22 protein-coding genes, 1 other RNA gene and 1 pseudogene are annotated in these 25,958 nt (G+C 63.9%); 2 read left to right on the forward strand and 22 right to left on the reverse strand.

Annotated elements, in window-relative coordinates:
* Nucleotides 1-53 precede the first annotated feature (53 nt).
* From miaB to BLT09_RS29625, 10 genes are all read right to left on the reverse strand, one after another.
* A complete protein-coding gene (gene miaB / locus BLT09_RS29580) occupies nt 54-1,475 on the reverse strand; it encodes a tRNA (N6-isopentenyl adenosine(37)-C2)-methylthiotransferase MiaB (protein WP_091600009.1) in 1,422 nt (473 codons plus the stop codon).
* A gap of 99 nt (nt 1,476-1,574) precedes the next feature.
* On the reverse strand, nt 1,575-2,375 hold the full coding sequence (gene olsA, locus BLT09_RS29585) for a lyso-ornithine lipid O-acyltransferase (protein WP_023802103.1): 801 nt from the start codon (nt 2,373-2,375) through the stop codon (nt 1,575-1,577).
* 143 nt (nt 2,376-2,518) lie between these two features.
* Nucleotides 2,519-3,013, reverse strand: coding sequence for a ribosomal protein S18-alanine N-acetyltransferase (gene rimI, locus BLT09_RS29590; RefSeq protein ID WP_023802102.1), 495 nt, complete (start codon nt 3,011-3,013; stop codon nt 2,519-2,521).
* Nucleotides 3,013-3,702, reverse strand: a complete 690-nt coding sequence (tsaB, locus tag BLT09_RS29595) for a tRNA (adenosine(37)-N6)-threonylcarbamoyltransferase complex dimerization subunit type 1 TsaB (RefSeq protein WP_091600011.1) — start codon at nt 3,700-3,702, stop codon at nt 3,013-3,015. Before tsaB ends, rimI begins: the two co-directional genes overlap by 1 nt.
* A gap of 181 nt (nt 3,703-3,883) precedes the next feature.
* Nucleotides 3,884-4,990, reverse strand: coding sequence for a DUF1513 domain-containing protein (locus BLT09_RS29600; RefSeq protein WP_091600013.1), 1,107 nt, complete (start codon nt 4,988-4,990; stop codon nt 3,884-3,886).
* A gap of 2 nt (nt 4,991-4,992) precedes the next feature.
* Complete coding sequence (locus BLT09_RS29605; RefSeq protein ID WP_091600016.1) at nt 4,993-6,072, reverse strand: imelysin family protein; 1,080 nt, start codon at nt 6,070-6,072, stop codon at nt 4,993-4,995.
* On the reverse strand, nt 6,072-7,679 hold the full coding sequence (locus tag BLT09_RS29610) for a di-heme oxidoreductase family protein (RefSeq protein WP_091600018.1): 1,608 nt from the start codon (nt 7,677-7,679) through the stop codon (nt 6,072-6,074). The genes BLT09_RS29605 and BLT09_RS29610 overlap by 1 nt, the downstream gene beginning before the upstream one ends.
* Nucleotides 7,680-7,691: 12 nt before the next feature.
* Nucleotides 7,692-8,177, reverse strand: a complete 486-nt coding sequence (gene bfr, locus BLT09_RS29615) for a bacterioferritin (RefSeq protein WP_023802097.1) — start codon at nt 8,175-8,177, stop codon at nt 7,692-7,694.
* Complete coding sequence (locus BLT09_RS29620; RefSeq protein ID WP_023802096.1) at nt 8,143-8,454, reverse strand: (2Fe-2S)-binding protein; 312 nt, start codon at nt 8,452-8,454, stop codon at nt 8,143-8,145. The genes bfr and BLT09_RS29620 overlap by 35 nt, the downstream gene beginning before the upstream one ends.
* Nucleotides 8,455-8,552: 98 nt before the next feature.
* Nucleotides 8,553-9,845, reverse strand: a complete 1,293-nt coding sequence (locus BLT09_RS29625; RefSeq protein ID WP_208602558.1) for an imelysin family protein — start codon at nt 9,843-9,845, stop codon at nt 8,553-8,555.
* Between the two features lie 470 nt (nt 9,846-10,315).
* Here BLT09_RS29625 and BLT09_RS29630 point away from each other — a divergent pair, with 470 nt between their 5' ends.
* Nucleotides 10,316-11,569, forward strand: a complete 1,254-nt coding sequence (locus BLT09_RS29630; protein WP_091600020.1) for an NAD(P)/FAD-dependent oxidoreductase — start codon at nt 10,316-10,318, stop codon at nt 11,567-11,569.
* Nucleotides 11,570-11,740: 171 nt separating this feature from the next.
* On the opposite strand, the pseudogene BLT09_RS29635 reads toward BLT09_RS29630, so the two are convergent.
* The 12 genes and pseudogenes from BLT09_RS29635 to ffs form a co-directional block, all read right to left on the reverse strand.
* Nucleotides 11,741-13,016 (reverse strand): annotated as a pseudogene (locus BLT09_RS29635) (4-aminobutyrate--2-oxoglutarate transaminase).
* Between the two features lie 359 nt (nt 13,017-13,375).
* Nucleotides 13,376-14,122: an ABC transporter ATP-binding protein gene (locus BLT09_RS29645; protein ID WP_091600056.1), complete on the reverse strand. Its 747-nt coding sequence runs from the start codon at nt 14,120-14,122 to the stop codon at nt 13,376-13,378.
* Nucleotides 14,119-14,952 (reverse strand): ABC transporter ATP-binding protein, encoded by an 834-nt coding sequence (locus tag BLT09_RS29650; RefSeq protein WP_091600022.1) that lies wholly within the window; start codon nt 14,950-14,952, stop codon nt 14,119-14,121. The genes BLT09_RS29645 and BLT09_RS29650 overlap by 4 nt, the downstream gene beginning before the upstream one ends.
* On the reverse strand, nt 14,949-15,875 hold the full coding sequence (nikC, locus tag BLT09_RS29655) for a nickel transporter permease (protein WP_091600024.1): 927 nt from the start codon (nt 15,873-15,875) through the stop codon (nt 14,949-14,951). Before nikC ends, BLT09_RS29650 begins: the two co-directional genes overlap by 4 nt.
* A 196-nt stretch (nt 15,876-16,071) precedes the next feature.
* Nucleotides 16,072-17,139 (reverse strand): ABC transporter permease, encoded by a 1,068-nt coding sequence (locus tag BLT09_RS29660; protein ID WP_023802089.1) that lies wholly within the window; start codon nt 17,137-17,139, stop codon nt 16,072-16,074.
* Nucleotides 17,140-17,157: 18 nt separating this feature from the next.
* On the reverse strand, nt 17,158-18,801 hold the full coding sequence (locus BLT09_RS29665; protein ID WP_091600026.1) for an ABC transporter substrate-binding protein: 1,644 nt from the start codon (nt 18,799-18,801) through the stop codon (nt 17,158-17,160).
* Between the two features lie 223 nt (nt 18,802-19,024).
* On the reverse strand, nt 19,025-20,311 hold the full coding sequence (locus BLT09_RS29670; protein WP_091600028.1) for a lytic murein transglycosylase: 1,287 nt from the start codon (nt 20,309-20,311) through the stop codon (nt 19,025-19,027).
* 176 nt (nt 20,312-20,487) lie between these two features.
* The gene (recR, locus tag BLT09_RS29675; RefSeq protein WP_023802085.1) at nt 20,488-21,093 is read right to left on the reverse strand and encodes a recombination mediator RecR; all 606 of its coding nucleotides are present in this window, start codon (nt 21,091-21,093) and stop codon (nt 20,488-20,490) included.
* 278 nt (nt 21,094-21,371) lie between these two features.
* Nucleotides 21,372-22,259, reverse strand: coding sequence for a cell wall hydrolase (locus BLT09_RS29685; RefSeq protein ID WP_091600030.1), 888 nt, complete (start codon nt 22,257-22,259; stop codon nt 21,372-21,374).
* A gap of 426 nt (nt 22,260-22,685) precedes the next feature.
* Nucleotides 22,686-23,009, reverse strand: a complete 324-nt coding sequence (locus tag BLT09_RS29690; RefSeq protein WP_023802083.1) for a YbaB/EbfC family nucleoid-associated protein — start codon at nt 23,007-23,009, stop codon at nt 22,686-22,688.
* Nucleotides 23,010-23,104: 95 nt separating this feature from the next.
* Complete coding sequence (locus tag BLT09_RS29695) at nt 23,105-24,946, reverse strand: DNA polymerase III subunit gamma/tau (RefSeq protein WP_091600032.1); 1,842 nt, start codon at nt 24,944-24,946, stop codon at nt 23,105-23,107.
* Nucleotides 24,947-25,051: 105 nt separating this feature from the next.
* Nucleotides 25,052-25,148: signal recognition particle sRNA small type (gene ffs, locus BLT09_RS29700), an RNA gene on the reverse strand.
* A gap of 365 nt (nt 25,149-25,513) precedes the next feature.
* On the opposite strand from ffs, the gene BLT09_RS29705 reads away from it, so the two are divergent.
* On the forward strand, nt 25,514-25,933 hold the full coding sequence (locus BLT09_RS29705; protein WP_023802081.1) for an HIT domain-containing protein: 420 nt from the start codon (nt 25,514-25,516) through the stop codon (nt 25,931-25,933).
* Nucleotides 25,934-25,958: the final 25 nt, after the last annotated feature.

A 25,958-nucleotide genomic window follows, 5' to 3' on the forward strand; every position in this document is an offset into this window, starting at 1 on the left:
CAGGTTCTTCACTTCCGCAGCGCTCAACCGTCTCTCCTCATCTGCCGAGACCTTCAGGCCAATTCGGCGAACAGGCTGTTGTAACCCGTCTTCGTGATTCGTACCTGGATAATCTCACCGATTTCGCCGGACTTTTCATCAACAATAACCGGCTGCAGCCACGGTGAGCGGCCGACCTTCTGGCCAGCCTGGCGGCCCGGCTTCTCGATCAGCGTGTCGATGGTGCTGCCGACCAGGCTGGCGCCGAACTCCTGCTGCTGGGTCAGCAACAGCGCCTGCAGTCGCTGCAGGCGCTCGTCCTTGACCGCTTCCGGCACATGATCGGCCATTTCCGCGCCCGGCGTGCCGGGGCGCGGCGAATATTTGAACGAGAAGGCCGAGGCATAGTTCACCTGGCGGACAAGGTCCATCGTCGCCTCGAAATCCGCATCCGTCTCGCCGGGAAAGCCGACAATGAAGTCGCCCGAAAGGGCGATATCGCTCCGTGCGGCGCGGATCCGGTCGAGCAGCGTCAAATAATCTTTTGCCGTATGCCTGCGGTTCATCGCCTTGAGGATGCGGTCGGAGCCGGATTGCACAGGCAAATGCAGATAGGGCATCAGCGCCGGCAAGTCACGGTGAGCGGCGATCAATTCGTCGTCCATGTCGCGCGGGTGGCTGGTGGTGTAGCGCAACCGCGCCAGCCCGGGAATCTCGGCCAGCCGGAACAGCAGGCGGCCAAGACCCCATTCCTCGGTCTTGCCCCCTTTGGCTTCGCCTTCGCCGTGCCAGGCATTGACGTTCTGTCCAAGCAGCGTCACCTCGCGCACGCCGGCTTGCGCCAGCCGCTCGGCCTCGGCGACGATCTGCGCCACCGGCCGCGACACTTCCGAGCCTCTGGTATAGGGCACCACGCAGAAGGTGCAGAACTTGTCGCAGCCTTCCTGCACCGTCAGGAACGCGGTGACGCCGCGCCTGATGATCTCGGCGCGCTTCGGCTGCGGCAGATGCTCGAACTTGTCTTCGATGGCGTAGTCCGTCTCGACGATCTTTTCGCCGCCGCGCACCCGTGCCAGCACGTCGGGCAGCCGATGATAGGTCTGCGGGCCGATGACCAGATCGACAGAAGGCGAGCGGCGGATGATCTCGGAGCCCTCGGCCTGCGCCACGCAGCCGGCGACGCCGACCAGCATCTCGCGGCCGGCCCGAGCCCGTTCGGCCTTCATCTCACGAATGCGGCCGAGTTCGGAATAGACCTTTTCGGCGGCTTTCTCGCGGATATGGCAGGTGTTGAGCAGCACCAGATCGGCCTCGCCGATCGCATCCGTCGCAGTATAGCCGTCGGCGGCCAGCGCGTCGGTCATGCGCTGCGAATCGTAGACGTTCATCTGGCAGCCATAGGTCTTGACGAAGACCTTCCGGCTCGCGGCAGGCGGCACGACCGCAGTTTCGGTCGCAGTATCGATGTCGTCCCGTTCGATCGTGTTCAATTCCATCTGGCGGCTTCTAACGCCTTTCCCCGACAAAAAACAGACGATTCTGCCTTACAGCGCCGCGCCTCCTTTGGACGCGCAAAGCGCTGGAGCTTTTCCGGCTTACCGGCTCGGGCGCGGATCGGCGAGCGCCGCCTGCACCATATCACGCACCTGACTTTCCATCAGCCTGGCCGTTTCCTTGCGCCTGGAGCCCTTGGAGAAGGCGACCGGCTCGCCGAAATGCACTTCTACATCGAGCCCGCCCTCCGCCATCAGCACCTTGAGATGGGGCATCAAATCCTCGTCGCCGATCCAGGCGGCAATCGGCCGGTGCCTGCGGCCGAGCGGCACGCCGTGCAGGCGCGTATAGACGATCGCCACCGGCTGGATGAAGACCGTTTCGGCCGCCCCTTCCGAAATCGCCATCGAGGCGGCGCCGAACAGCGTGCTCTTGAACGGCAAGATCATGTTGCCGTCGCTGGTCGAACCTTCGGCAAACAGCACCATGGCGTCGCCCTTGGCCATGCGGCTGGCGATCTCGCTCGCCTGGTCGCCCGACGAACGTTTGCGCTCGCGCTCGATGAAAACGGTGCGCTGCAGCTTCGACAACATGCCGATCAACGGCCAGCCGGCCATGTCGGCCCTGGCGATGAACGTCACGTCGGCCATCGACCCCAGCACCATGATGTCGGTCCATGAAACGTGGTTCGACGCAACCAGTAACGGGCGCTGATTGGACAAGGTCCCCTTGACGTGGATGCGCATGCCGAGCGCCCGAATGATGAGCCGGTGCCAGATCTTCAGGATGAACGTCTCGCGCCACAGGCCGGTCTTCATCGACAGGATCTGCAACGGCACGAGGATCAACGAGCCTGCGACAACGAGGCCCAGCGCCAGGAAAATCCTGATTTTTCCGATCATTCGCTCTTGGCCCTGTCCCGAGTTCTGGCTGGAGCGACGCGTCCAACTGGACGTCCAAGCACGCTCTAGCGCTTTTTAATCTACGCATCTCAACCTGCGCATCGTGCTTTCCGAGAATCGGTTCCGATTTGCGGGCCGATGCGCTAGCGAAGATCGCGGCGCATGACAAGCGCTCCGGTCGGGCCGTGCTCGGGCGATCTGTAGTAGTTGGCACGTTTGCCGACCTCGCGGAATCCCAGCCGCCGATAGAGCGCGATCGCGGCGACGTTGGTCTCGTCGACCTCGAGGAAAAGCGCCTCGGCGCGTTGCGCATGCAGTTCGCGCAGCACCGCATCCATCAGTTGCCAGCCAAGGCCCTGGCGGCGATGGGAGCGCGCCACCGCGACAGTCAGGACCTCGCCTTCGCCGGCCGCCAGGCGCGCCAGCACGAAACCGACCGGCGGCTTGGCACCCTGGCCGGTCTCGCGCGCGGCATAGCCGAACACCGTGTCCTGCTCGATCAGCGCGGCGAATTCGTCATCACTCCACGGCCGGACGAAATCCTCGCGATGCAGCACCGACAGGGCCGCACTGTCGGCGACCGTCAGCGGCTCGAGCGCAAAGTCCCTGCGGCGCGGCTGGAGGAAAGGAATGCGCATCAGTTTATCTTCCCGGCTCTCTTCCTGGACAGGATAAACCCGGCCTGCGGCTTGGCGTCAGCTCCGCGCAGATAAAGCGGTTTCGGCTTTTCGCCTTCACCCTTGGCAGCGGCCAGCCGGGCATAGATTGCGATATCCGTAGTGGCGCTTGTCGGGCCGACGTCGAAGGCGCGCCCGGCCGATGCAGCAATTTGCGTGGCCGCGGTGCCGGCCAGAACCGGAAACCCGTCAACCGCCATGGCGGCGGCTTGCGAAAGCGTGGCCACCGCGGGACCGTAAATCAAAACGGATGCTTCGTCGTAAAGCGCTGCATCGATCTCCTCGCGGCCGGCGTCGAGCGCGGCCAGCACGGCGCGGCCGGGAAATGTCTCTTTCGCCTGCGCCGCCAGCGCTTCCAGCGTCGTCACCCCGATTGCCGGGATTTTCAGCGCCAGCGCCAGGCCCCGCGCCGCCGAGACGCCGACGCGCAGGCCGGTGAAGGAGCCCGGGCCGGTGGAGACAGCGATGGCGCCAAGACCGGCATAGTCGGTGCCGCCGATCGTCAACGCCTCTTCGATCACTGCCATCAGATGTTCGGCATGGCCCTTGCCGAGATCGAGCACCGAGCGGCCGAGTTCCTTCCCGGCCGCCGCGTCGTAGACACAGGCGGCGCAGAGATTGGCGGCACAATCGATGGCAAGCAACTTCATGAGACGGCCGGTTGGCAGCGCCCGCTTGGGGCACAGGGGGTTCGAAAGACAATTTCCCTGTGCCTGCCATGGCTCGTCCCTGCAAGGGGATAATGCATAAATCGTTTGGCGGCTTCGCTTCGACCTCGCCCAAAAAGAGGTAACTCTCGGCGACCACAACCGTCAATGAACCAGTGCCGCACTATGCGGCCTGGTCGATGCGCAGCATGTGATTGTCCCAGACATAGTCCGGCTCGGACCGTGTCGCGCCGCCGGCTTGGGCTATCTGCCCCGTGCCGGTCGTCGCCATGAAGCTCGTCCCGTCGGGCGCCACGCCGCAGACCTCTGCCAGTGCGCTGGTGGCGACGATCCGGCCGCTGGCCGCATCGATGATGGCAAGCGAGTTGCCTTCCGGCGAGGACACTGCGACGGTACCGGCAGCAGGGTTGGCGGCGACCGAGCCGATGTAATTCCTGAAGCCGGACAGCACGTCCTGCGGCATGTCGAGCAGTTGCAGATCCTTGCCGCGCGCGGCGCGGCCGACCAGCAACGGACGATCGCCGCCCGGCCCCCTGTACTGGCAGCCGAACCAGACCGCGCCGGATTTGTCGGTATCCATATGCCGGATCGAAAGCTGGTGCAGCGCCGGCGGCAATTCGTGCTTTTCGACAAGGTCGCCGGTAAAGCGGTCGACCAGCACATAAGATGGCTTCATCGTCGCGATGTTGAGCTCGGCGCGGCCATAATCGGGATGCGTCTCGATGCCGCCATTGGCGACGGCAATCGTCCTGCCATCGCCGAGCAGCAGCAGCTCGTGCGGACCCATGCCATAGGTCGGGAACTCGCCAACGCGCTTGAATTTCGCACGCGTGTCATAGACGCCGACCACGCCGGCGGCATTGTCGAAATCGTTCTCGGTGGCGTAGAGCAGCGCACCGTCGGTCGAAAACACGCCGTGGCCGAAGAAATGCCGGCCACTGATGCTGGCAAAGGTCAGCGGCTCGTCGCGGCCGGTATGGTCGAACACAACCGCGAAAGTGCCGGGCTGCCTGGCAAAGACGACCGAGCGTTTCGACAGCGGATCGAAGGTGACGTCGTGACCGCGGGCGGGCAGGTCGATGGCATGCAGCACCTTGCCGGCCTCGGACAGGATCGCCGCGCCATAGCTGCCGTCGCGCTTGACGAAAGCGGTGGCGAAGACGGCGTCCGTGCTAAGCGTCTTCGCCCATGCCGGCGGCGCCATCGCCGCAACAAAGCCTGCCCCGGCAGCCCTCAGGAAGTCGCGGCGGTCGATCAGCGACGTTTTCAGAATCAGTCTCCGTCGAGCGACGAGAACCCGGCGGTCAGGCCGAATTCGGCGGTTAGCCTGGTGCCAATCAGGGTCGAGAGGCTGGATGTCACCAGCGAGAAGTGGTCGAGCTTCTGGCGCAGCGCCGGATCGGCAAGCGCCTTGTCGATCGGGCCTCTGATGGCGGTGGCGTCGGCGGCGCCGTTGACGAGCTGGATGTGGATCGATTCCGCCATCCAGCGCGCATCGGGCGACAGCGCGTCGCCAAGCTGCGAAGCCTGGAACAGAGCGTCCATCCCCGAAAGATTTCCGGTCAGCGAACGCGCGGTGTTTTGTGAACGCCAGTAGATCGCCTGTTTCGGCTTGTCGGCCTGCGGGCTACTGCCCAGAAAACCTTTCAGGCGCACGTCACGGACCATCTCCAGTTCGTTGATGAAGACGCCGACCAATTCGGTCACCGCTTCCGTGCCGTCGCGATAGAGTGCGTTCTGCGGCCCCGGATTGGCCCAAAGTGCTGCAAAGCCGTCGGGCTTGTTCCAGGCGTCGCTGACCTCGGCGGCAATCGTTTCGATGTTGCCGGCGACGGCCGCGCCGTAAGCGCAGCGATAGGGATCGTCCCTGCCGGCGAGCCGCTCGGCGCCATCGCCGTAAAGCACGAATTCCAGCGCGCCGAGCCCTTGCATGGCGACGCTCTTTGTCGCCAGATGGGCCGGATCGGCGGCGGTCCGGTCTTTACTGGCCAACGCCGCCTGCACCTGCCTCAGGCCGATGCTCTTGCGGTCCGGCCAAAACAGCATGCGTTCCAGCCGGTTGTTCTGCGTGATCGGTCCGATGCGGATGATCTCGACGACCGACCAGGCATCCACGGTGCCGGAGAATTCGGCACGCGCCGCATCGAGATGGTCCTGCGAAGGCGCGTCGCACAGCGTCCGCACTGCCTTGCTCAGGCTGTCGGCATGGTCTTTCAGGCGTGCATAGGCCGGGCGGACAAAGCCGTCGATCGCTCGCTGGATCACGTCGGAAGCCTTCACCGCTGCGGACGCCGGCAATGCGCCGGCGAGGACCAGCGGGAGAACCAGAACAAACGCCAGACGCTTCGACATCACAAAGACTCCAGGAATTTGACCAGTGCGGCGCGATCGGGCGCGGCGGCGGCGGCAAAGCGGTCGCGCGCCTTCTGCCCCTCGCCGCCATGCCACAGGATCGCCTCGGTCAGGGTGCGCGCCCGCCCGTCGTGCAGGAAGAAGGTGTTGCCGTTGACGGTCTGGGTAAGACCGATGCCCCACAGCGGCGGCGTGCGCCATTCGCTCCCGCTGGCATCGCCCACCGCTTGCCCGTCGGCGAGGCCCGGCCCCATGTCGTGCAGCAGAAAATCGGAATAGGGCCAGATCAGCTGGAAGGCCTGCGCCTTGTTGGGCGTGCCGCGGCGGGTGACGAATTTCGGCGTATGGCAGGCAATGCAGCCCATGTCGTAGAACAGCTTCTTGCCGGCCAGCACATCGGGCTTGTCGAGATCGCGCCGCGCCGGCACGGCGAGGTTTTGCGAATAGAAGGTGACCAGGTCCATCACCGGCGGCGGCGCCTCGACTGGGCCAAGGCGCTCCTGGACGCCGTTGGCCATGGCAAGGCAGTTCTTTTCGGCCGCGGTGCAATCGCCCCAGTGGTTCGGCACTTCCGGCGTCGAAATGCCGATGTCGCCGGCGAACGCGTCCGCCGCTTGCTGGCGAATCGAAGGGGTCTGCGCCTTCCAGCCAAAGCGGCCGAGCGTCGGCTCGCCGCTGTGGCCGTCGCGCACAATATTGGGCTTTCCGGAGATGCCGTCACTGTTGCGATCGTCCGGATCGGCACTGGCGAGAATGTCGGCCGGCGCGATTTGCTCGACCAGGCCGAGGCCGATCATCGGCGGCGTCAAGCGCGGCGAAAGCGTGGTGTGCGGATCGAGCGGCCCGTTGGCAAGATCATCGACCGAATAACTCGGCTTGCGCAGCCAAACCACGGTGCCGTCCGGCAGGGTGACTTTTTGCTCCTGATAGACGACACGCATCCTGCCTTCGCCGCGAAGGCCCGGAACGGCCAGTTCCTGCAATTGCGAGCCGTAGACCGGATCAGGGAAGTTGAGCACCTTGCCGGCGGCGAGCGCTGCTTTCTCCTCTTCGGTGCTCGCCTGCCGCGCCAGCCGCAGGAACATCGAGGTGGTGCCGCTGTCGGCTTGCGGCGGATGACCGCGACCGTCCTTCAGATGGCAATTCTGGCACGCCCGCTCGTTGAACAGCGGACCAAGCCCGTCCGATGCCTGCGTCGACGAGGGCGATGACACCCAGTTCTTGCGGAAAAGAGCATTGCCGAGCTTGAAGGTGCCTTGTTCCTCGAAAGTGATATTGGCGGAAGATTGCGAGAAAGCGTCCTTGTTGGCGCCTTTCCGCGACGTGCCGGCGCCACCCTGCATCGGCTCGAACTGCTCGGGCTTGGAGAAATCCCTGGTCGGCCTGGTGATGGCAATGACGCGCGCCAGATCCTTCGGCGTCAGATCGGCACGGCCGGTGGCGAGACCCGCCGGTTCGGGCGCGCCGGCCAGCGCCGTGGCGGTCAGCGCGACCACTACGGCAGGCGAAAGCCCACGAAGCCAGCTGTATCGCAGGTTGTGCTGGGACGACAGGCCGCAATCCTCGGCCCGCCGCAAGCGGCGCAAGTAGTCTAAGCGGCGCCGCATTCCGGCATGTCCCTAATCCGCCTCGTCGGCCGATGCGGCGTTGAGCTGGCCGTATTTTTCCTCGCCGATCGAGGCGAGCAGGTCGAGTTGCGTCTCGAGGAAGTCGATGTGACCTTCCTCGTCGGACAACAAATCCTCGAACAGCTTCATCGTCACATAGTCACCTGCTTCGTCACAAATCTCGCGCGACCGTTTGTAGGCAGTGCGCGCGTCATACTCGCCGGCAAGATCCGATTCGAGCACTTCCTTGACATTCTGTCCGATGCGCAGCGGCGCTACCGACTGCAGGTTCGGATGGCCTTCAAGGAAGATGATGCGGGCCACGAGCCGGTCGGCATGGTGCATCTCCTCGATCGATTCCGCGCGTTCCTTCTTTGCCAGCTTGGCGTATCCCCAGTCTTCCAGCAGGCGGAAATGCACCCAGTACTGATTGACTGCTCCAAGTTCCAGAAACAGAGCCTCGTTAAGCCGCTCTATGATCTGTTGTTCGCCTTTCATGGGTTCTGCTCCCGTATTGGACGCGCAGGCCTCTGACGCGATCCAGGTGTGAAACGACATCCACGCCGCTCGCCTCCGAGCGGGCGTGGTAATTTTCGGTTACCCGAATGATCGTTTCGACCACATTTGGGAAGCAGCCGCAACAGCGACCACGCTTCTGCATGGCATGATAGATCTTCGCCGGCACGATAAGCTGCCAAGGGTCCTGATCCAGCAGCCCGACGATCGTCTGCTCAATCTCCTTCTCGGTGATGATGTTGCAATGGCAGATCAGCATTATTTGCTCTGTGTGGCTGACGGCGCGTGCTCGGCGCCATGTGGCTTATTTTCTTAGTGGAGCCTGGGCTTTCGGTTCGGGCTCCGGGCATCGACGCCTTACTGAAACACCTTGTCCGGCGCATCGAGGCTGTCCGAGCCCTCGAAGGCGATGGCATTGAGTTTCAGGGTGCCGACGGCGCGTTCGATCGACTTGGTCTGATCGACCAGCGCGTCGATCGCTGCCTGCACGGTGGCGTTGCCTTGCGTATTGCCTTCGCCGATCTGCTGGTCATAGGCCTCGCCGCCAAGCGCCCGCGCCTTGATGGCTTCCATCTTGGCGACGGTGCCATCTAGCTTGTCCGACAATTCCTTGTCGACCGCCGGATCGGCCTCCTTGACCATGTCGGATACCGACGGTCCTTCGACGACGGTGCCGTCGAGGCGGGTGTAGCTGCCCTTATAGGCGGCGCGAATGCCGACGGCATCGTAGAGATGGGAATCGTAGGTGTTGTCGGAGAAGCAGTCATGCTCCTCTTCCGGGTCGTGCAGCAGCAGGCCGAGCTTCATGCGCTCGCCGGCGAGTTCGCCATAGGACAGCGAGCCCATGCCGGTGAGGATGGTCGAGACGCCGGCTTTCGGCTCGCCATCTGCAAGGTTCTTGCGGGCGGCGCCGCCTTCCTTCCAGTCGTCGACCATGTCCTGCAGATCGGAAACCAGAAGCTCGCTCGCCGACTTCAGGTACTGCGCGCGACGATCGCAATTGCCGCCGGTGCAGTTGGCGAGGTCGTAGTCGGTATAGGGCCGTTCGCCAGCGCCCGGGCCGGTGCCGTGCAGGTCCTGGCCCCACAGCAGGAATTCGATGGCGTGATAACCGGTCGCCACATTGGCCTCGATGCCGCCGGCCTCCTGCAGCGTGCCGGAGAGGAACTCGGGAGTAAGATTGGTGGCGTCGATCTTCTTGCCGTCGATCTCGATCGACTTGTTGGCGATCACATTGGCGGTATACAGCGCATTCGCGTCCGACTCGGTGCCGTAGTTCTCGGCGACATAATCGATCAGGCCTTCGTCCAGCGGCCAGGCGTTCACCTTGCCTTCCCAGTCGTCGACGATGGCGTTGCCGAAGCGATAGACTTCGGTCTGCTGATAGGGAACGCGCGACGCTTTCCAGGCCTCGCGGGCGGCAATCAGCGTTTCCACCGAAGGCTTGGCGAGCAGCGCGTCGACGGCCTTGTCGAGCGCCTGCGCCGCGGTCAGCGAATCCTCATATTTGGCGAGCGCAATATCGGAATAGGTCTTGATGACCGCCTTGGCATCGGTTTCCGCCTTGGCCGGCAGCACGAATATCGCCGCCGTCAAGGCCACCGTGGCGCCGATCGCTGCAAGCCTGCTGCCATATCGCGCCGTGATCATCGCTCTCATGATTGTCTTCTCCCTCGGGAATTCAGTGAAATGCCGGCGCCAAAGGCGCGTCGGCAGGCAATCGGCGCCAAGGCAGGTCCATGCCATTGAGCGAGATACAGGCCGCGGCATAGCGCGGTTTGCGGAAGAAAGACATCGAAATGCCTCCAATCGAAAGGGTTCAAGGCCCAGACATCAAAGGGATGCGCTTGACGCGCACGCTTCCATAAAGCGATGAAGGTGCCGGAAGTCAACCAATTTCAGAGAGAAAAGCCAATTGAAACAACAGTTTAGAATTATTCTAAACTGCAAGTATCAACTTTAGCCGTATTTGCCGCGCCGCCGTCGAACGAACGATTGACAGACCGCCATTCCGGGTGCGACCCGCAAGGGTGGTCTTGCGGCGGCGTCAGACAATCGCCACTTGGCGAGACGTCCTAGACTTGGATAACGCCTAGGAGAGATGAGGAATTGGGGCTGCGATGAAAAACGGTGTGGTCATTGTCGGTGCGGGTCATGCGGGCGTGCAAGCGGCCGCCAGCCTGCGCGAGGACGGCTACGACGAACCCGTGATCCTCATCAGCGATGAGGACGAACTGCCCTACCACAAGCCGCCGCTGTCGAAGACCTTCATCAAGGATCAGGAGGCCAGACCGCAGCCGCTGCGCGGCGAGGCTTTTTATACCGGCAGCGCGATCAACTACCGGCCGGGCGTCCGCATCGATCGCATCGATGCCGGCGGCCGCAGGCTGGAGCTATCGGATGGCGGCACACTGCCGTTCGACCGGCTGATCCTGGCGACCGGTTCGCGGCCGCGCATGCTGTCGCTGCCGGGTTCGGATTTTTCGGGCGTGGTGTCGCTGCGCTCGCTCGCCGACGCGCGCCTGATCCGCGAATTGAGCGCGCAGAGCGAGGATGTCGTCATCCTCGGCGGCGGCTTCATCGGGCTGGAGATCGCCGCGACGCTCACAGCGGCCGGCCGCAAGGTCATCGTGGTCGAGGCGGTCGACCGGCTGCTCGGCCGGGCGGTGGCGCCGATCATCGCGCGCCACGTGCGGCAGCGGCTGGAAGCGACCGGCGTGCGCATTCTCACCGGCACCACGATTGCACGGCTCGAAGCCGAGAACGGCCATGTCTCGGCGGCAATCACCGCATCCGGCGATCGGCTGCCGGCCCAGATGGTCATCATCGGCATCGGCGTCGTGCCGAATGTCGAACTGGCGCAAGCCGCCGGCATCATTATCGCCAACGGCATCCGCGTCGACCAGCAGATGCGCACGTCGGTGCCCGAAATCCTCGCCATTGGCGATGCCGCTTCCTACCGGCACTGGCTCACCGGCGGCGATGTGCGGCTGGAATCGGTGCAGAATGCGACCGACCAGGCGCGTCTTGCAGCACGCACCGTTGTCGGCCATGCGGACGCCTTTGCGGCGGTGCCGTGGTTCTGGTCCGATATCGGTGACATCAAGCTGCAGATGGTCGGCCTGATTTCGGGCGGCGACAGCCATGTCGTGCTGGGCGACGTCAACGAGAACCGGTTCTCCATCTACCACTATGCTGGGAATCGTCTGCTCGGCATCGAATCGGTCAACCGGCCTGGCGACCACATGCTTGGCCGCAAGATGCTCGGCGCCGGCTTTTCGCCGACGCCGCAGACGGTCGCGACAGGACCGGACGGATTGAAGGCGGCGCTCGCCGCTTTCCAGCAGGTAGAGCCCGTCCGCGCCGCGGAGTAGGGAGCCGCCCGCCAATTGTCGATCTCGGCGCTGCCCCTCATCGCCCTGCCGGGCCCTTCTCCCCGTGAAGGACGGGGAGAAGGGCTGATCGCAACGCTGGCGCCCCTCTCCCCGTTTTTCACGGGGAGAGGGTAAGGGTGAGGGGCAGCGCCAACGCCCGGAAAGATCCGCTCAGGCGGCGCGGACCTCGCGGATCGAGCTTTCCAGGATGTCGAGCGCTTCGTTCATGACGCCGTCCTGGATGGTGATTGGCGCGAGAAAGCGGATGACGTTGCCGTAGACGCCGCAGGTGAGCAGGATCAGGCCCTTGTCGAGCGCCTTCAGCCGGACCGCATTGGCGATCTCGGCCGACGGCAGGCTTCTTCACATCGTTGAACTCGACAGCGTTCATGAAGCCCGGGCCTCTGATATCGACGATCTCCGGCGTGTCGTCGCGGATCGATTGCAGCCGCTGCTTCAGCCGGTTGCCCAGCGTGTTGGCGCGGTCGCAGAGCTTTTCCTCTTCGATCACGTCGAGCACGGCATGCGCCGCGGCAACGCCGATCGGGCTGCCGCCATAGGTGCCGCCGAGCCCGCCGGGGCTGGGCGCATCCATGATCTCGGCGCGGCCGGTGACCGCCGACAGCGGGAAGCCGCCGGCAAGGCTCTTGGCCATGGTGGTGATGTCGGGCGCCACCTCGTGATGATCCATGGCGAACATCTTTCCGGTACGGGCAAAACCGGTCTGCACCTCGTCGGCGATCAACAGCATGCCGTGCTGGTCGCAGATCTTGCGCAGCGCCGTCATGAAGTCGCGCGGCGCCTCGTAAAATCCGCCCTCGCCCTGCACCGGCTCGACGATGATGGCGGCGACGCGGGCCGGATCGACATCGGCCTTGAACAGCCGGTCGAGCGCGGCCAGCGAATCGGCGACCGTGATCCCATGCAGCGCCACCGGGAACGGCGCGTGGAAAACATCGGCCGGCATGGCGCCGAAGCCGACCTTGTAGGGCACAACCTTGCCGGTCAGCGCCATGCCCATGAAGGTGCGGCCATGGAAGCCGCCGGCAAAGGCAATGACCGCCGGACGGCCGGTTGCGTTGCGGGCGATCTTGATGGCGTTCTCCACCGCTTCGGCACCGGTGGTGACGAAAATCGTCTTCTTGTCGAATTTGCCCGGCAGCAAGCCGTTCAGCCGTTCGGCCAGCCTGACATAGCTCTCATAGGGCACCACCTGGTGGCAGGTATGGGTGAAGCGGTCGAGCTGCGCCTTGACCGCCTCGATCACCCTGGGATGGCGGTGGCCGGTGTTGACGACGGCGATGCCGGACGAGAAATCGATGTAGCGCCGGCCTTCGACATCCCAGATTTCCGAGTTCTCGGCGCGGTCGGCATAAATCTGCGTGGTCATGCCGACGCCGCGCGAGATCGACTGGTTCTTGCGTTCGGAAATGGCAGAGTTCTTCATGATGTTCCCTCACCGGGCCGACGCCCGTTCTCGTTTGGATGATTGCCGGGAATTGTTCTGGCCTTATTTCATGTTTTCCTCAAGTTGGCACCGGTGGCAGGCGATTGGGCCTGCCGGGACCGCCGCCAGGCAATTGGGCCTGCCGCCTTTGGCGTCGTGTTCCTTCGCGCCCCCCTCTGGCCTGCCGGCCATCTCCCCCACAAGTGGGGAGATTGGCTGTCATTGATGGTTTCGCCAATCGCGAACGCTGCAGGAGGAGCGCCGTCGATGAAGCTGCCGATCTCCCTCCTTGTGGGGGAGATGGCCGGCAGGCCAGAGGGGGGCGCGAAGGAATGCGACATATGGAATAAAAAGATACTCTAAGCCCTGACAAACCCGTCGCTCGCCCTGAGCAAATTGCGCGTATAATCCTTGCTGACGCGGCGCTCGACGAGGTCATCAGCGGTGAGATGCTCGACCGCCTCGCCGTTCTGCATCACCATCAGCCGCTCGCACATATGGGTGATGATGGCGAGGTCGTGGCTGACCATCAGGAAGGTCAGCTTGCGCCGCCGCCGGATGTCTTCCAACAGGTTGAGCACCTCCGCCTGCACGGAAGCGTCGAGCGCCGAGGTCGGCTCGTCGAGCAGCAGGATCGCCGGTTCGAGGATCAGCGCCCGCGCAATCGCCACCCGCTGGCGCTGGCCACCCGACAATTGATGCGAATAGCGGAAGCGGAAGCCAGTGCCGAGCCCGACCTCGTCGAGCGCCCGCTGGATGCGCTTCTCGCCATCGGCAAAGCCGTGGATGGCGAGCGGCTCCTGCAGCAGGCGGTCGACGGTCTGGCGCGGATGCAGCGAGCCGTAGGGGTCCTGGAAGACCATCTGCACCTCGCGATAGAAGGCCTTGTCGCGGCGCTTGCCGAGTTTTTTCCCGTTGACGGTGATGCTGCCCGAAGCGGCCGGCGCGAGGCCGGCAATCGCGCGCAACAGCGTCGATTTGCCGGAGCCGGATTCGCCGACCAGGCCGAAGGATTCGCCGGATTGCACCTCGAGGCTGACACCCTTCAGCGCGCGAAAGCGGTCGAAGACCACCTCCAGCCTGTCGGCGGAAAGTGCTGCCGTCATGCCGCCCACTCCGGCTTGCGGTCGAGCACCGGCAGCGGGTGGCGGTCGGCGCCGATCTTGGGCATGCAGTTGAGCAGGCCGCGCGTATAGGGATGCTGGGCGCGGCCGAGCTCCGACGCCTTGAGCTGCTCGACCACCTTGCCGGCATACATGACGATCACCCGATCGCAGAAGGACGAGACCAGGCGCAGATCGTGCGAGATGAAGATCAGGCCCATGCCGCGCTCGCTGACCAGCCTGTCGAGGATGCCGAGCACGTCGAGCTGAACGGTGACGTCGAGCGCCGAGGTCGGCTCGTCGGCGATCATCATCTCCGGCCCGGCAATCAGCATCATGGCGATCATGGCGCGCTGGCCCATGCCGCCCGACACCTCGTGCGGATGCAGGTCGAAGACACGGGCGGGTTCGCGGATCTGCACCGCCTCCAGCATGGCGAGCGCGCGGTCGCGGGCTTCCGCCTTGCCGACCTTCTCATGCGTACGCAGCGTCTCGACAATCTGGCGGCCGATGCTCATCACCGGGTCGAGCGAGTATTTTGGATCCTGGAGGATCATCGCGATGCGCTTGCCGCGCATCGCCCGGCGGTCGCGGGGCGAGGCCGCGAGCAGGTCGGTGCCGTCGAAGGCAAGCTTGCTGGCCGTGACCTCGGCCTGCGGCGGGGTCAGGCCCATGATGGCGCGGCCGGTCTGCGACTTGCCGGAACCGCTCTCGCCGACGATGCCGAGCCGTTCGCGGCCGAGCGAGAAGGAGACGCCGCGCACCGCCTCGATCCGGCCGGTGCGCGTCGGGAAGGTGACGCGCAGATCGTCGACCTCGAGAAGCGTGCTCATTGGTCACCACTGCGGGGGTCGAGCGCGTCGCGCAGGCCGTCGCCGAGCAGGTTGAAGCCGAGGCTGACGAAGAGGATGGCAAAGCCCGGTGCACCGGCCACCCACCATTGGTCGAGCACGAAGCGGCGGCCCGACGCGATCATCGCGCCCCATTCCGGCAGCGGCGGTTGCGCGCCGAGGCCGAGGAAGCCGAGACCGGCGGCGGTCAGGATGATGCCGGCCATGTCGAGCGTCACCCGGACGATCAGCGACGAGATGCAGAGCGGCATGATGTGGCGCAGCACGATGCGGAACGGCGAGGCGCCCATCAATTGCACCGCCTTGATGTAATCCGAATTGCGCACGGTGAGCGTTTCGGCACGCGCGATACGGGCGTAGGGCGGCCATGAGGTGACGGCGATAGCGAGCACCGCATTCTCGATGCCGGGGCCGAGTGCGGCGACGAAGGCCAGCGCCAGGATCAGCTTCGGAAAGGCGAGAAAGATGTCGGTGATACGCATCAGGATCGCATCGATCCAGCCGCCGGCATAACCGGCGACGGTGCCGACCAGCAGGCCGATAGGAGCGGCGATGACTGCGACGAGAATGACGACGTAAAGCGTCCATCGCGAGCCGAAGATGACGCGCGAAAGGATGTCGCGGCCGAGGTCGTCGGTGCCGAACCAGTGCGCAGCACTTGGCGCCAGCAGCCGCGAGCCCTTGAGGTCGCCGAATGTCGGCGAATAGGGCGCCAGCACATTGGCAAAGGCGGCGACCACCAGCAAAGCGATGATGATGAGCAGGCCGAGAAACGCCAGCCGGTTGGCTGAAAAGCGCCGCCACGCGACATAGGCGCGGCCGAGCCTGGCCTGCATGCGCGACGCCGGCCGCTCGCTGAGCAGCCAGTCGCGGCGGGAGAGGGGGCCGGCGTGGGAGGCGGTCATGGCGATACCTCTTGAAGCTGTCGACCCCCACTCCGGTCTGCTTCGCAGACCACCTCTCCCCCGTTCGACGGGGGAGAGGAAAGGCGCGACGCGTGCGACCAGCTTTTCCTCTCCCCCGGGCAGGGGGAGAGGTGGCCCGAAGGGCCGGAGTGGGGGTGATTGGCCGCAGCCAAGCCCGAAAGTGCGATACCTCTGCTCATCGTACCTTGGTCCTTGGGTCGAGCACCCGGTAGAGCAGGTCGGACAGGAGATTGATGCCGATGAACACCGAGCCGATGATGATGGTGCCGCCGAGCACGGCGTTCATGTCGGCGTTCTGCAGGGAATTGGTGATGTAGAGGCCGATGCCCGGCCAGGAAAACACGGTCTCGGTGAGCACCGAGCCTTCGAGCAGACCGGCATAGGAGAGCGCGATCACGGTGACCATCGGCACGGCGGCGTTGCGCAGCGCGTGGCCCCAGATGATGCGTGTTTCCGACAGGCCCTTGGCGCGCGCCGCGACGATATATTCCTGGGCAAGCTCGTTCAGCATGAACGATCGGGTCATGCGGCTGATGTAGGCGAGCGAGAAATAGCCAAGCAGCGAGGCCGGCAGGATGATGTGGCGGAAGGCATCGCGAAACACATCCCACTGCCGCTGCCACAGCGCATCCAGGAGATAAAAGCCGGTGATCGGGGTGAAGGTGTATTCGTAGACGATGTCGAGGCGGCCGGGAAAAGCCACCCATTGCAGCCTGGCGTAGAACAGCACGAGCGCCAGCAGTCCCAGCCAGAAGATCGGCACGGAGTAGCCGACCAGTCCGATGATGCGGACAATCTGATCGATGATGCTGCCGCGCCGGACCGCGGCCAGCACGCCGAGCGGCACACCAAGCAAAGCACCGATCAGCGTTCCCAGCGTCGCCAGCTCGATCGTCGCCGGAAAGGCGCGGCGGATGTCGGTCATGACAGGATTGGTGGTCAGCACCGAGGTGCCGAAATTGCCGTTCAGGGCATTCTTCACATAGATGTAGAACTGCTCGATCAGCGGCAGGTCGAGCCCCATCTCGCGGCGCGTCCGCTCGACGACATTGGCCGGCGCCCGGTCGCCGAGCACCGCCAGCACCGGGTCGATCGGGATGACCCGGCCGATGAAGAAGGTCACCGCGAGAAGACCGAGATAGGTGGTTATCGCGATGACCAGGAAACGGGCGATCGACGAGGCGACAGCGACAGCACGGGCGCTGCCGCGCCCTGCCGTCGCTTCGCTTTCAACAGTACTCATGCGGCGCGTCCGCCGGCGTCACTCCTTGGAGATCTGGCTGACGAAATTGGTGTCGAAGCTCGGGCCGAGCGCAAAACCCTTGAGGTTCTTGCGCAGGCCGGCCACTTCCAGCTGCTGGTGAACGATGATGAAAGGACTGGTTTCGAGAATCTTCCTCTGCAGATCCTGGTACATTGCGGCGCGCTTGGCCGGATCCTTCTCGAGCAGGGCCGCTTCCGTCTGCTTGGTCAAGTCCGGAATATCCCAGGCGTTGCGCCAGGCCAGCGTCTTGGTCTTGCCTTCATCCGAATTGTCGGGGTTGCTGGCGAAGGTCTGGGCGTTGGAGTTCGGATCGAAATAATCCTGGCCCCACTGGCCGATATAGATATCGTGGTTGCGGGCGCGGTATTTGGTCAGCGTCTGTTTGCCGTCGCCGGGAATGATCTCCAGCTTGACGCCGGCTTGGCCGAGCGTCTGCTGGAACGATTCCGCCATGCCGGTCACCGGCTGGGTGTTGCGTACGTCCATGGTGACGCTGAAGCCGTCTGCCAAGCCGGCCTTGGCGAGCAGTTCCTTGGCCTTGGCGAGGTCGAATTTGAACGGATTTTCGTCCAGCTCGCCAAGCACGCCTTTTGGCAGGAAGGTCTGGTGGATCTCGCCGATGCCCTTGAGGATGGTCGAGCTCAAGGCATCATAGTCGACGAGATATTTGAAGGCCTGGCGAACCTCCGGCTTGGCGAGGTTCGGGTTCTTCTGATTGAGGCTGATGTAGAAGACCGTGCCCTTCGGCGCGCTGGTGGTGGTGAGATCGGCGTTCTTGGCGATGGCGTCGAGGTCGTTCGGCTCGAGATTGCGGGCAACGTCGATGTCGCCGGCCTCCAGCGCCAGGCGCTGGCCCGAGCTTTCCTTCATGTTGCGATAGATGACGCGGGCAAGCTTCGCCTTTTCGCCGTGGTAATTGTCGTTGCGCTCCATGACGACGACCTCGTTGGCCCGCCATTCGCGCAGCTTGAAGGCGCCGGAGCCGGCATAGCCGGTCTTCAGCCAGGCGTTGCCGAAGTCGTTGTCGTATTTGTAGTCATCGCTGGGCGTCACCGCGGCGGCATGCTCCTTGACCAGCTTGCTGTCGACGACCGACGCGACCGTTGCCGACAGACAGTTCAGGACGAAGCTCGGCGCATAAGCCTTGTCGACGGTGAACTGGAACGTCGTATCATCGACGGCCTTGGCCTTCTCGGTGACGTTGTCGCCATTGATGCCGAACTGGCCGATGATGAAGGCCGGGCTCTTGTCGAGCTTGATGGCGCGCTCGAACGAATAGGCGACATCAGCCGCGGTGATCGGATTGCCCGAGGCAAATTTCAGGCCGGGCTTGAGCTTGAAAGTGTAGGTCAATCCGTCGTCGGAGACAGTCCAGCTTTCGGCGAGATCGCCCTTGACCTTGGAGGTGTCGCTCAAGTCGAGGCGGACAAGCAGGTCGTAGGTGTTGCCGGTGACCTCGGCGGTCGACAGCTCGAACGCCTCGCCCGGATCCATCGAGATGATGTCGTCGATGGCAAACCCCTCGACCAGCGTGTCGGCCGGCGTGACCGCAAGGGCAGGCGCACCGGCCAGAAGCAGCGCGGACATGGCTGCGCCGGCAAGCAGGACGCGGGAGCGTAGGGCAAACTTTTCCATCATCATTTTTAACTGTTCCCTGTTTTGTTGACCTGAGTTCCCGGCTCAGGGTTTTGGCATTCACCTGCCAAATCGAACGGTGACCCTGAACCGGTCGTCCTGGTGATTTTTATCCAGTTCGGCCTCACCATATCCGGCGGTTTCAGGCGCGGCAACGAGCATTTGCGAAGCTGTTTGTTGGGCCAGATCAGGCAGCCACCACCGCCGGAAGCAACAACCCGGAGCGCAGCTATTTCAACGCGGTGACCAGGTCGGCGTCGGGAAAACAGGTGGCGGCGCGACCGTTCCTGGCCTGCCATTTGCCGATCGACCGGCGCGTCTTGAAACCGGGCAGGCCGTCGGCGCTGCCGACGTCGTAGCCCTCGGCCTCCAGCGCCCGCTGCAAGGTGGCGATGTCGGACCTGTGGAGCCCGCCGACCGCACCCCAGCGCCCCGAAAAATTGCTGTCGCCGTTGGCGATGCGGTCAGCGCCGTGGCCGATGAACAGGGCGTAGAGATCGCTGGTGTTGTATTGCTTCAGCACGTAGAAATTGGGCGTGACGATGAAGGCTGGACCGCTGCGCCCGGCCGGCATCAGAAGAAAGCCTTCGGCCTTCAATTCGCGCGCCGGGAACGGTCTTGCCGCGATGCGCTTGATGCCCAGATCAGCCCATTGGGAAATCCTTTTGCCCTGGTCCGGGCCTTCGAGCGAACAGGAGACCGCTTCCGGCACCGTCACCTCAAAACCCCAGCCGCGGCCCTTCACCCAGCCATAATGGACGAGGTAGTTGGCGATCGAGGCCAGCGTGTCCGGCACCGAGTTCCAAATGTCGACCCGACCGTCGCCATCGAAGTCGACGGCATGTTTGAGGAACGAACTCGGCATGAACTGCGGCTGGCCGAGTGCGCCGGCCCATGACGATTTCATCGCGCCGACCGGGGCCAGCCCGCGCTCGACGATCTCGAGCGCTGCCATAAGCTCGGTGCGGAAGAAATCCTTCCTGGTCGCCATGAAGGCCTTGGTCCCCAGCACTTCGAAGGCGTCGTAAGGCATTTTCGCCGCGCCAAAGCCGCTCTCGCGGCCCCAGATCGCCAGCAGCACCCCGCCCGGCACGCCGTAGCGCTTCTCGATCGCGGCGACCGTCCTGGCATTGGCCGCCTTGCGCGTGCGCCCACCAGCGGTCACGGCGCGAACCGTCTTTTCGGCGAAATAGGCGCCGGGCGAACCGAACTCCGCCTGATGCTGCTTTTGCGGCGTCGTTGCCTTTTTGCCCGGCATCACCAGGTCGGGCAGTTTGAGGTTCGGTTTGATGCCATCGAAGGCGGCGTCGAAGGTTTTTCTGGAGATGCCGTTGGCGTTGGCTTCGGGCCAGAGGTCGTTGTTGAGCCAGGCGCGGAACTGGGTGTCGAGTTTTGTGGCGGAGGCGGGAGTGGAAATCAAAAGTCCGGTTAGCGCGACCAGAAAAATCACCAGTCCGCGAAGTCCGCGTTCTGTGGCGCCCCCCTCTGTCCTGCCCTCTTTGCCAAAACTTGGCATCTCCCCCACTTGGGGGGAGATTGGCAGCTTTGACCACGGCGCTTTTCCTCCAACGCTGGAGGTTTGCGAAAGCCGGGATGACAGCCAATCTCCCCCCAAGTGGGGGAGATGTCCGGCAGGACAGAGGGGGGCGCCACAGAACGCAATCATCTCAAGAATACCTCCCCCCAACAGCCTCAAAACGCCGTCCGCGAGCGCAGCGCGGCGGCCAGCGTGCCTTCGTCGAGATAGTCGAGTTCGCCGCCGACCGGGACGCCATGCGCCAGCCGCGTCACCTTGATATCGAAGCCGGACAATTGATCGGTGAGATAATGCGCGGTGGTCTGGCCCTCGACGGTGGCGTTGACGGCAAGGATCACCTCCTTGACCTCGCCGCCGGCGACGCGGTCGACCAGCGAGCGGATGTTGAGCTGCTCGGGGCCGATGCCGTCGAGCGGCGACAGCGAGCCGCCGAGCACGTGATAGCGGACATTCATGGCGGCCGCCCGCTCCAGCGCCCACAGGTCGGCCACGTCCTCGACGACGATGAGCGTGCCGGCGTCGCGGCGCGGATCGGTGCAGATCATGCAGGGGTCGGACGTATCGACATTGCCGCAGGTCGAGCAGATGCGCACCTTGTCGACCGCCTCGCTCATGGCGGCGGCGAGCGGCGACAGCAACTGCTCCTTCTTCTTGATGAGGTGAAGCGCTGCCCGCCTGGCTGAACGGGGCCCAAGCCCCGGCACCTTGGCCAGGAGTTGGATCAGGCGTTCGATCTCGGGACCGGCGATTCGCTTCGACATCGCATCGGTTTAGGATTTTTCAATTGGTTTTGGAACTCTCCTGCGGCGCGGCTGCTGCGAACAATCGCTCAGGTTTGCGCTGCCCCTCATTGCCCTGCCGGGCATTTCTCCCCGTATAGTGACGGGGAGAAAGACGCCATCTCAAATGATTTCGCCAATTTCCGGCGTTGCAGGAAGGGTGCCAAGGTTGCGGCCAGATCCCTTCTCCCCGTCACTATCCGGGGAGAAGGTGCCGGCAGGCAGATGAGGGGCGGCGCTGACGTCGACCGTCGATCGCCTCAGTAGGCTTCCAGCGGCCTGCCCTGGCCGGCGATCATCGCACCGATGGCATCGGTGTTCTCGGGTGTCGATTCAAACGACATCGTCGGCTCGGCCGGCGCCGCCGAAAATGACGTAACTGGTTGCGCACCGGCGGTGCTGCCGAAACGGGCGGCGTCCGGCTCCTGCATCGCCACAAAGGTCACCTTCTCCGGTGTTGCCTTCCCTGAAGTAGCCTTTGTCGGCTGCGATGCGATCGCCGTCACATAGGTCACCTTGCTGGGCGCCGCCTTGGCGGCCGGCGCAGCAGAGGCCATGAGCGTCACCGGTGCGGCGCGCGACCGCCGCGGCGTCGCCTGCGCCACCGCGACGGTTGGCTCGTCCGGCAGTGGTTTCCAGTTGCGGCCGCGCTTTTCGTAGAAGGCGTTGCCGCCGGCGACCATGGTGTAGTGCATGTTCTTGTAGGGGAAACGCAGGCCGGCGGTGTGAAAGAACATCGAGTTCTTCAGCTTGGCCTTGCGCTCGCCCTTGAGCACCGCCTCGGCGGCTTCCTCGACATCGGGCATCGCCTTCGAATTCATCGGCCGTGTCATCACGCCCGGCGCGAACTGGCCACGCTCGCCGACCACCTGGCAGATGGTGTTGCCGTGCTTGCCGGAGCGCAGCCGGTTCATCACCACCGTGCCGACGGCAATCATGCCGTCGCGGCTCGACCGGTTGGATTCGAAGAACATCGCGCGCTGGAGGCACTCCTTGTCCTTCGCTGTGTGATTGTAGGGCCGGGACCTAGCGGTATCGGTCAGGCTGGCCACGGACAGGCCGTGCGTGGTCTGACTGCAGGCGGCCAAAAACAGCGGAGAGGCGATGACGCCGAGCAGCAACGGCGTCTTCCATCGGGTCACGATCAAAGATATCCCCTCATTCTGTCGCCAGCCCGCCCCTGGTTGCGGCAAGAATGAGACACTTTCGGGCAAAAAGATGGCTAAAGCGTTATTAAGTGAGCAGAGTTGCCGAATGGACACAGCTGGCCGGCAGGTGGTGAATCGCTGCGCTCCCCGGGCTCGCTCGATCGGCACAACCATCAATACAGCTTAGAGGCTGTTGGAAAGTCGCTCCGGCGAGTCATATGGTGGTGATTTCGAGAACCGGAGCGGAGCGGACATTAGAGCGCCGCGCGTCCAATTGGACGCGCAAAGGACGCTCTAACACTTTGCATTTGCGCATGATCCTTTCCGGAAACCGAAATCGGTTTCCGGGGTCATGCGCTGGTCCGTGAGCACCGGAAGCGCAGAAACCGCCATCAGATGGCCGCCGGAGTAGAGTTTCCAAGCCTCTTAGAATGGCAGCTTCATTCCCGGCGGAATCGGCAGTCCTGCGGTCAGTGCCTGGGTCTTTTCCTGCATCATCTGTTCGACCTTGGCCCTGGCGTCATTGTGGGCGGCGAGAAGCAGATCCTCCAGAATCTCGACCTCGTCCTCCTTGAACAGCGACGGGTCGATTTTCAGGGACTTCATCTCGAATTTGCCGGTCAGCGTCACGCTGACCAGGCCGCCGCCGGCCTGTCCGGTGGCTTCCAACGTGGCGATCTCGTCCTGCATGGCCTGGAACTTGGCCTGCATTTCTTTCGCCTTGCCCATCAGGCCGAGAAGATCTTTCATCGCGTGGTCCTCTACGATTGATTTGTTTCTTTTTTTAAGCATGATCGTCTCCGAAAACCGGCTCCCATTTTTTTGCTTCGCTGACCTTCGGTTGCTCAGGTTTCGTCTTCGTCGGTGGCCGGCTCGATCGGAACCTCGGCCTCCACCGCATCGGCTTCCGGTGCGTCGGGAATGCGCACGTCGATGATCTTGGCGCCGGGAAAACGCGCCAGGATGGCGGCGACGGTCGGGTCGCTCTTGGCATCAAGGAGGGCGTTTTCGCGCTTGGTCGATTCCATCTCGGCCAGCGTCTGGCCGCCCGCTTCCTTCGACAGCGACACCAGCCAGCTGCGTCCGGTCCAGGCGCGCAATTTGGCGGTCAGATCGTTGAGCAGCATCTTCGGCGCGTCGTCGGTCAGGCTGACGTCGATGCGGCCCGGCTCGATGCGCACCAGGCGCACGCAGCGCTTGACCAGCACCTTGAAGGCGATGTCGCGCTGGGCGTCGGCAAGGGCGATGATGTCGGCCAGCGATTTCACCGGCACCGGCGGCGCATCGGCGACCGGCTCCGGCGCCGGAACGAAAGGCGCAGGCATCGGCTCGGGTTCGACCAGCCGCATGGTCTGGGCGCCGCCATTGGCCGCCGGCATCCGCGTCTGCGCCACGCTGGCGCCGCCATTACCGGGATTTGCTGGGCCGGGATTTGCCGGGCCGGGATTTGCGGCGGCAGAGGTTGCGGGTGCACCATTCGAGCGTGGCGCGCCATTCGGCACCGACGCTGCGCCCTCCAGCGATTTCAGCGCCTCGTCCAGTGTCGGCAAGTCGGCGGCATGCGCCAGCCGGATCAGCACCATTTCGGCGGCGCTGACCGGCCGGTTGGAGGACTGCACCTCGGGAATGCCTTTCAACAGCATCTGCCAGGTCCGCGACAGCACCCTGACCGACAGCGCCTTGGCGAAATCGGCGCCGCGCCGGCGCTCGTCCTCCGACAGCGAGGCGTCATCGAGGGCTGTCGGCACAAAGCGCAGCCGGGTGACGAGATGGTTGAACTCGGCCAGGTCGGTCAGCACAGCGGCCGGATCGGCGCCGGTGTCGTACTGGTTGCGGAATTCGGCCAGTGCGGCCGCCACATCGCCCTTCATCACATGTTCGAACAGGTCGACGATGCGGGCGCGGTCGGCCAGCCCGAGCATGGCGCGCACCGCTTCGGCGCTGACCGCGCCGCTGCCATGGGCGATCGCCTGGTCGAGAATGGACAGCGAATCGCGTGCCGAGCCCTCGGCCGCCCGGGCGATCATCGCCAGCGCGTCGTCATCGACCGCGATGCCTTCTTTTCCGGCGATCGAAGAGAGGTGCGCGACCAACGTGCCGGCATCGATACGCCTGAGATCGAAGCGCTGGCAGCGCGACAGAACGGTGATCGGAACTTTTCTGATTTCGGTGGTGGCGAAGATGAATTTGACGTGCGGCGGCGGCTCTTCCAGCGTCTTCAGCAGGCCGTTGAAGGCCTGCGTCGAGAGCATGTGCACTTCGTCGATGATGTAGACCTTGTAGCGCCCCGACACCGGCGCGTAACGCACGCGCTCGATGATATCCCTGATGTCGTCGATGCCGGTGTGCGAGGCGGCGTCCATCTCGATGACGTCGACATGGCGGCCTTCCATGATCGCCTGGCAATGCTCGCCCGGCACGGCAAGATCGACCGAAGGCTGGTCGACATCAGATGTTTTGTAGTTCAGGGCCCGCGCGAGTATGCGCGCCGTCGTCGTCTTGCCGACACCGCGCACGCCAGTCAGCATCCAGGCCTGGGCGATGCGGCCGGTGGCGAAAGCGTTGGTGAGGGTGCGGACCATCGGCTCCTGGCCGATCAGTTCGGAGAAATTGGCAGGACGGTATTTGCGCGCCAGAACGCGATAGGCGGCGGCTTTTTCCGTTCCCGAATTTCCGGCTTCGCTCATTCGCCCGTAAAGCTCCAAGGGCCGCGGCTCAAGGCGGCCGATTCCTGCGCATAGTTTCGCCCGCAGGGCTTGGCGCCGTCAATGTCGCGGGAGAAAGGCGAAGAGGTGGGAGGCTGGAACAATGACCCGTTCCGGGCTCGTTAGGGCTGCTTCCTTCCGGACCTGACCCGGTTGGCGAGTGGACCGTCCACCACCAACCTCCCGCTTTCCATATCGGCAATCCGGCGATGAAATGCAAGTGCGCAGTGACAGGCGGCGAAACCAGAAAATATAAAAACCGCCTCGGAGGCGGATCGCTGGCGCGAATAAGCACCATGTTGAAACTACTGGCATAGCGGCCGGCACAAAGCAAGAACAGATGAGCGAAAGCCATGGCCGGCAGACCAGAGGGGGCGAGATGGTCACTTCATTCCAGCCCAAAGTCTTGGCAGGCCATACCCTGAGTTCTTCGCCGGACCATCATCGCCACGATAGGCCTTGATTCGCTTGCCGCCCTCTTGCGGGCTAACGGCGGCCGCTCTAGCGTCCATGGAGTAAAAAAATACTACAAAAGTGAAGGAAACGCCGATGTCGCCGGGCCTCGAGGCCGGATTCACGCTGGATGCTCGTCTGGAGGCCGACAGCGAGCAGTTGATGTGGCTCGGCCTGTGCGAGTTGCGGGTGATGAACGACCGCCGCTGGCCGTGGCTGCTTCTGGTGCCGCAGCGGCCGGGCGCGGAGGAAATCCATGATTTGACGCCGCTCGACCAGGCGATGCTGACCTTCGAGACCAATATGGTGGCGCAGGCGCTGAAAAGCGTGACCGGCTGCACCAAGATAAACAGCGGCGCACTTGGTAACATCGTCCGCCAGTTGCATGTCCATGTCATCGCGCGCTCGGAAGGCGATCCCGGCTGGCCGGGCCCGGTGTGGGGGCACGGTATGCGCGAGCCCTACGAGCGCTCGGACCTCCGCCGGTTTGCGCAGAAGATAAAGGCGGCGCTATAAGCCTGTCCCGTGTCCATCCTGAAGT

Source organism: Mesorhizobium muleiense (assembly GCF_900099905.1).
GTDB classification, from domain to species: Bacteria; Pseudomonadota; Alphaproteobacteria; order Rhizobiales; family Rhizobiaceae; genus Mesorhizobium; species Mesorhizobium muleiense.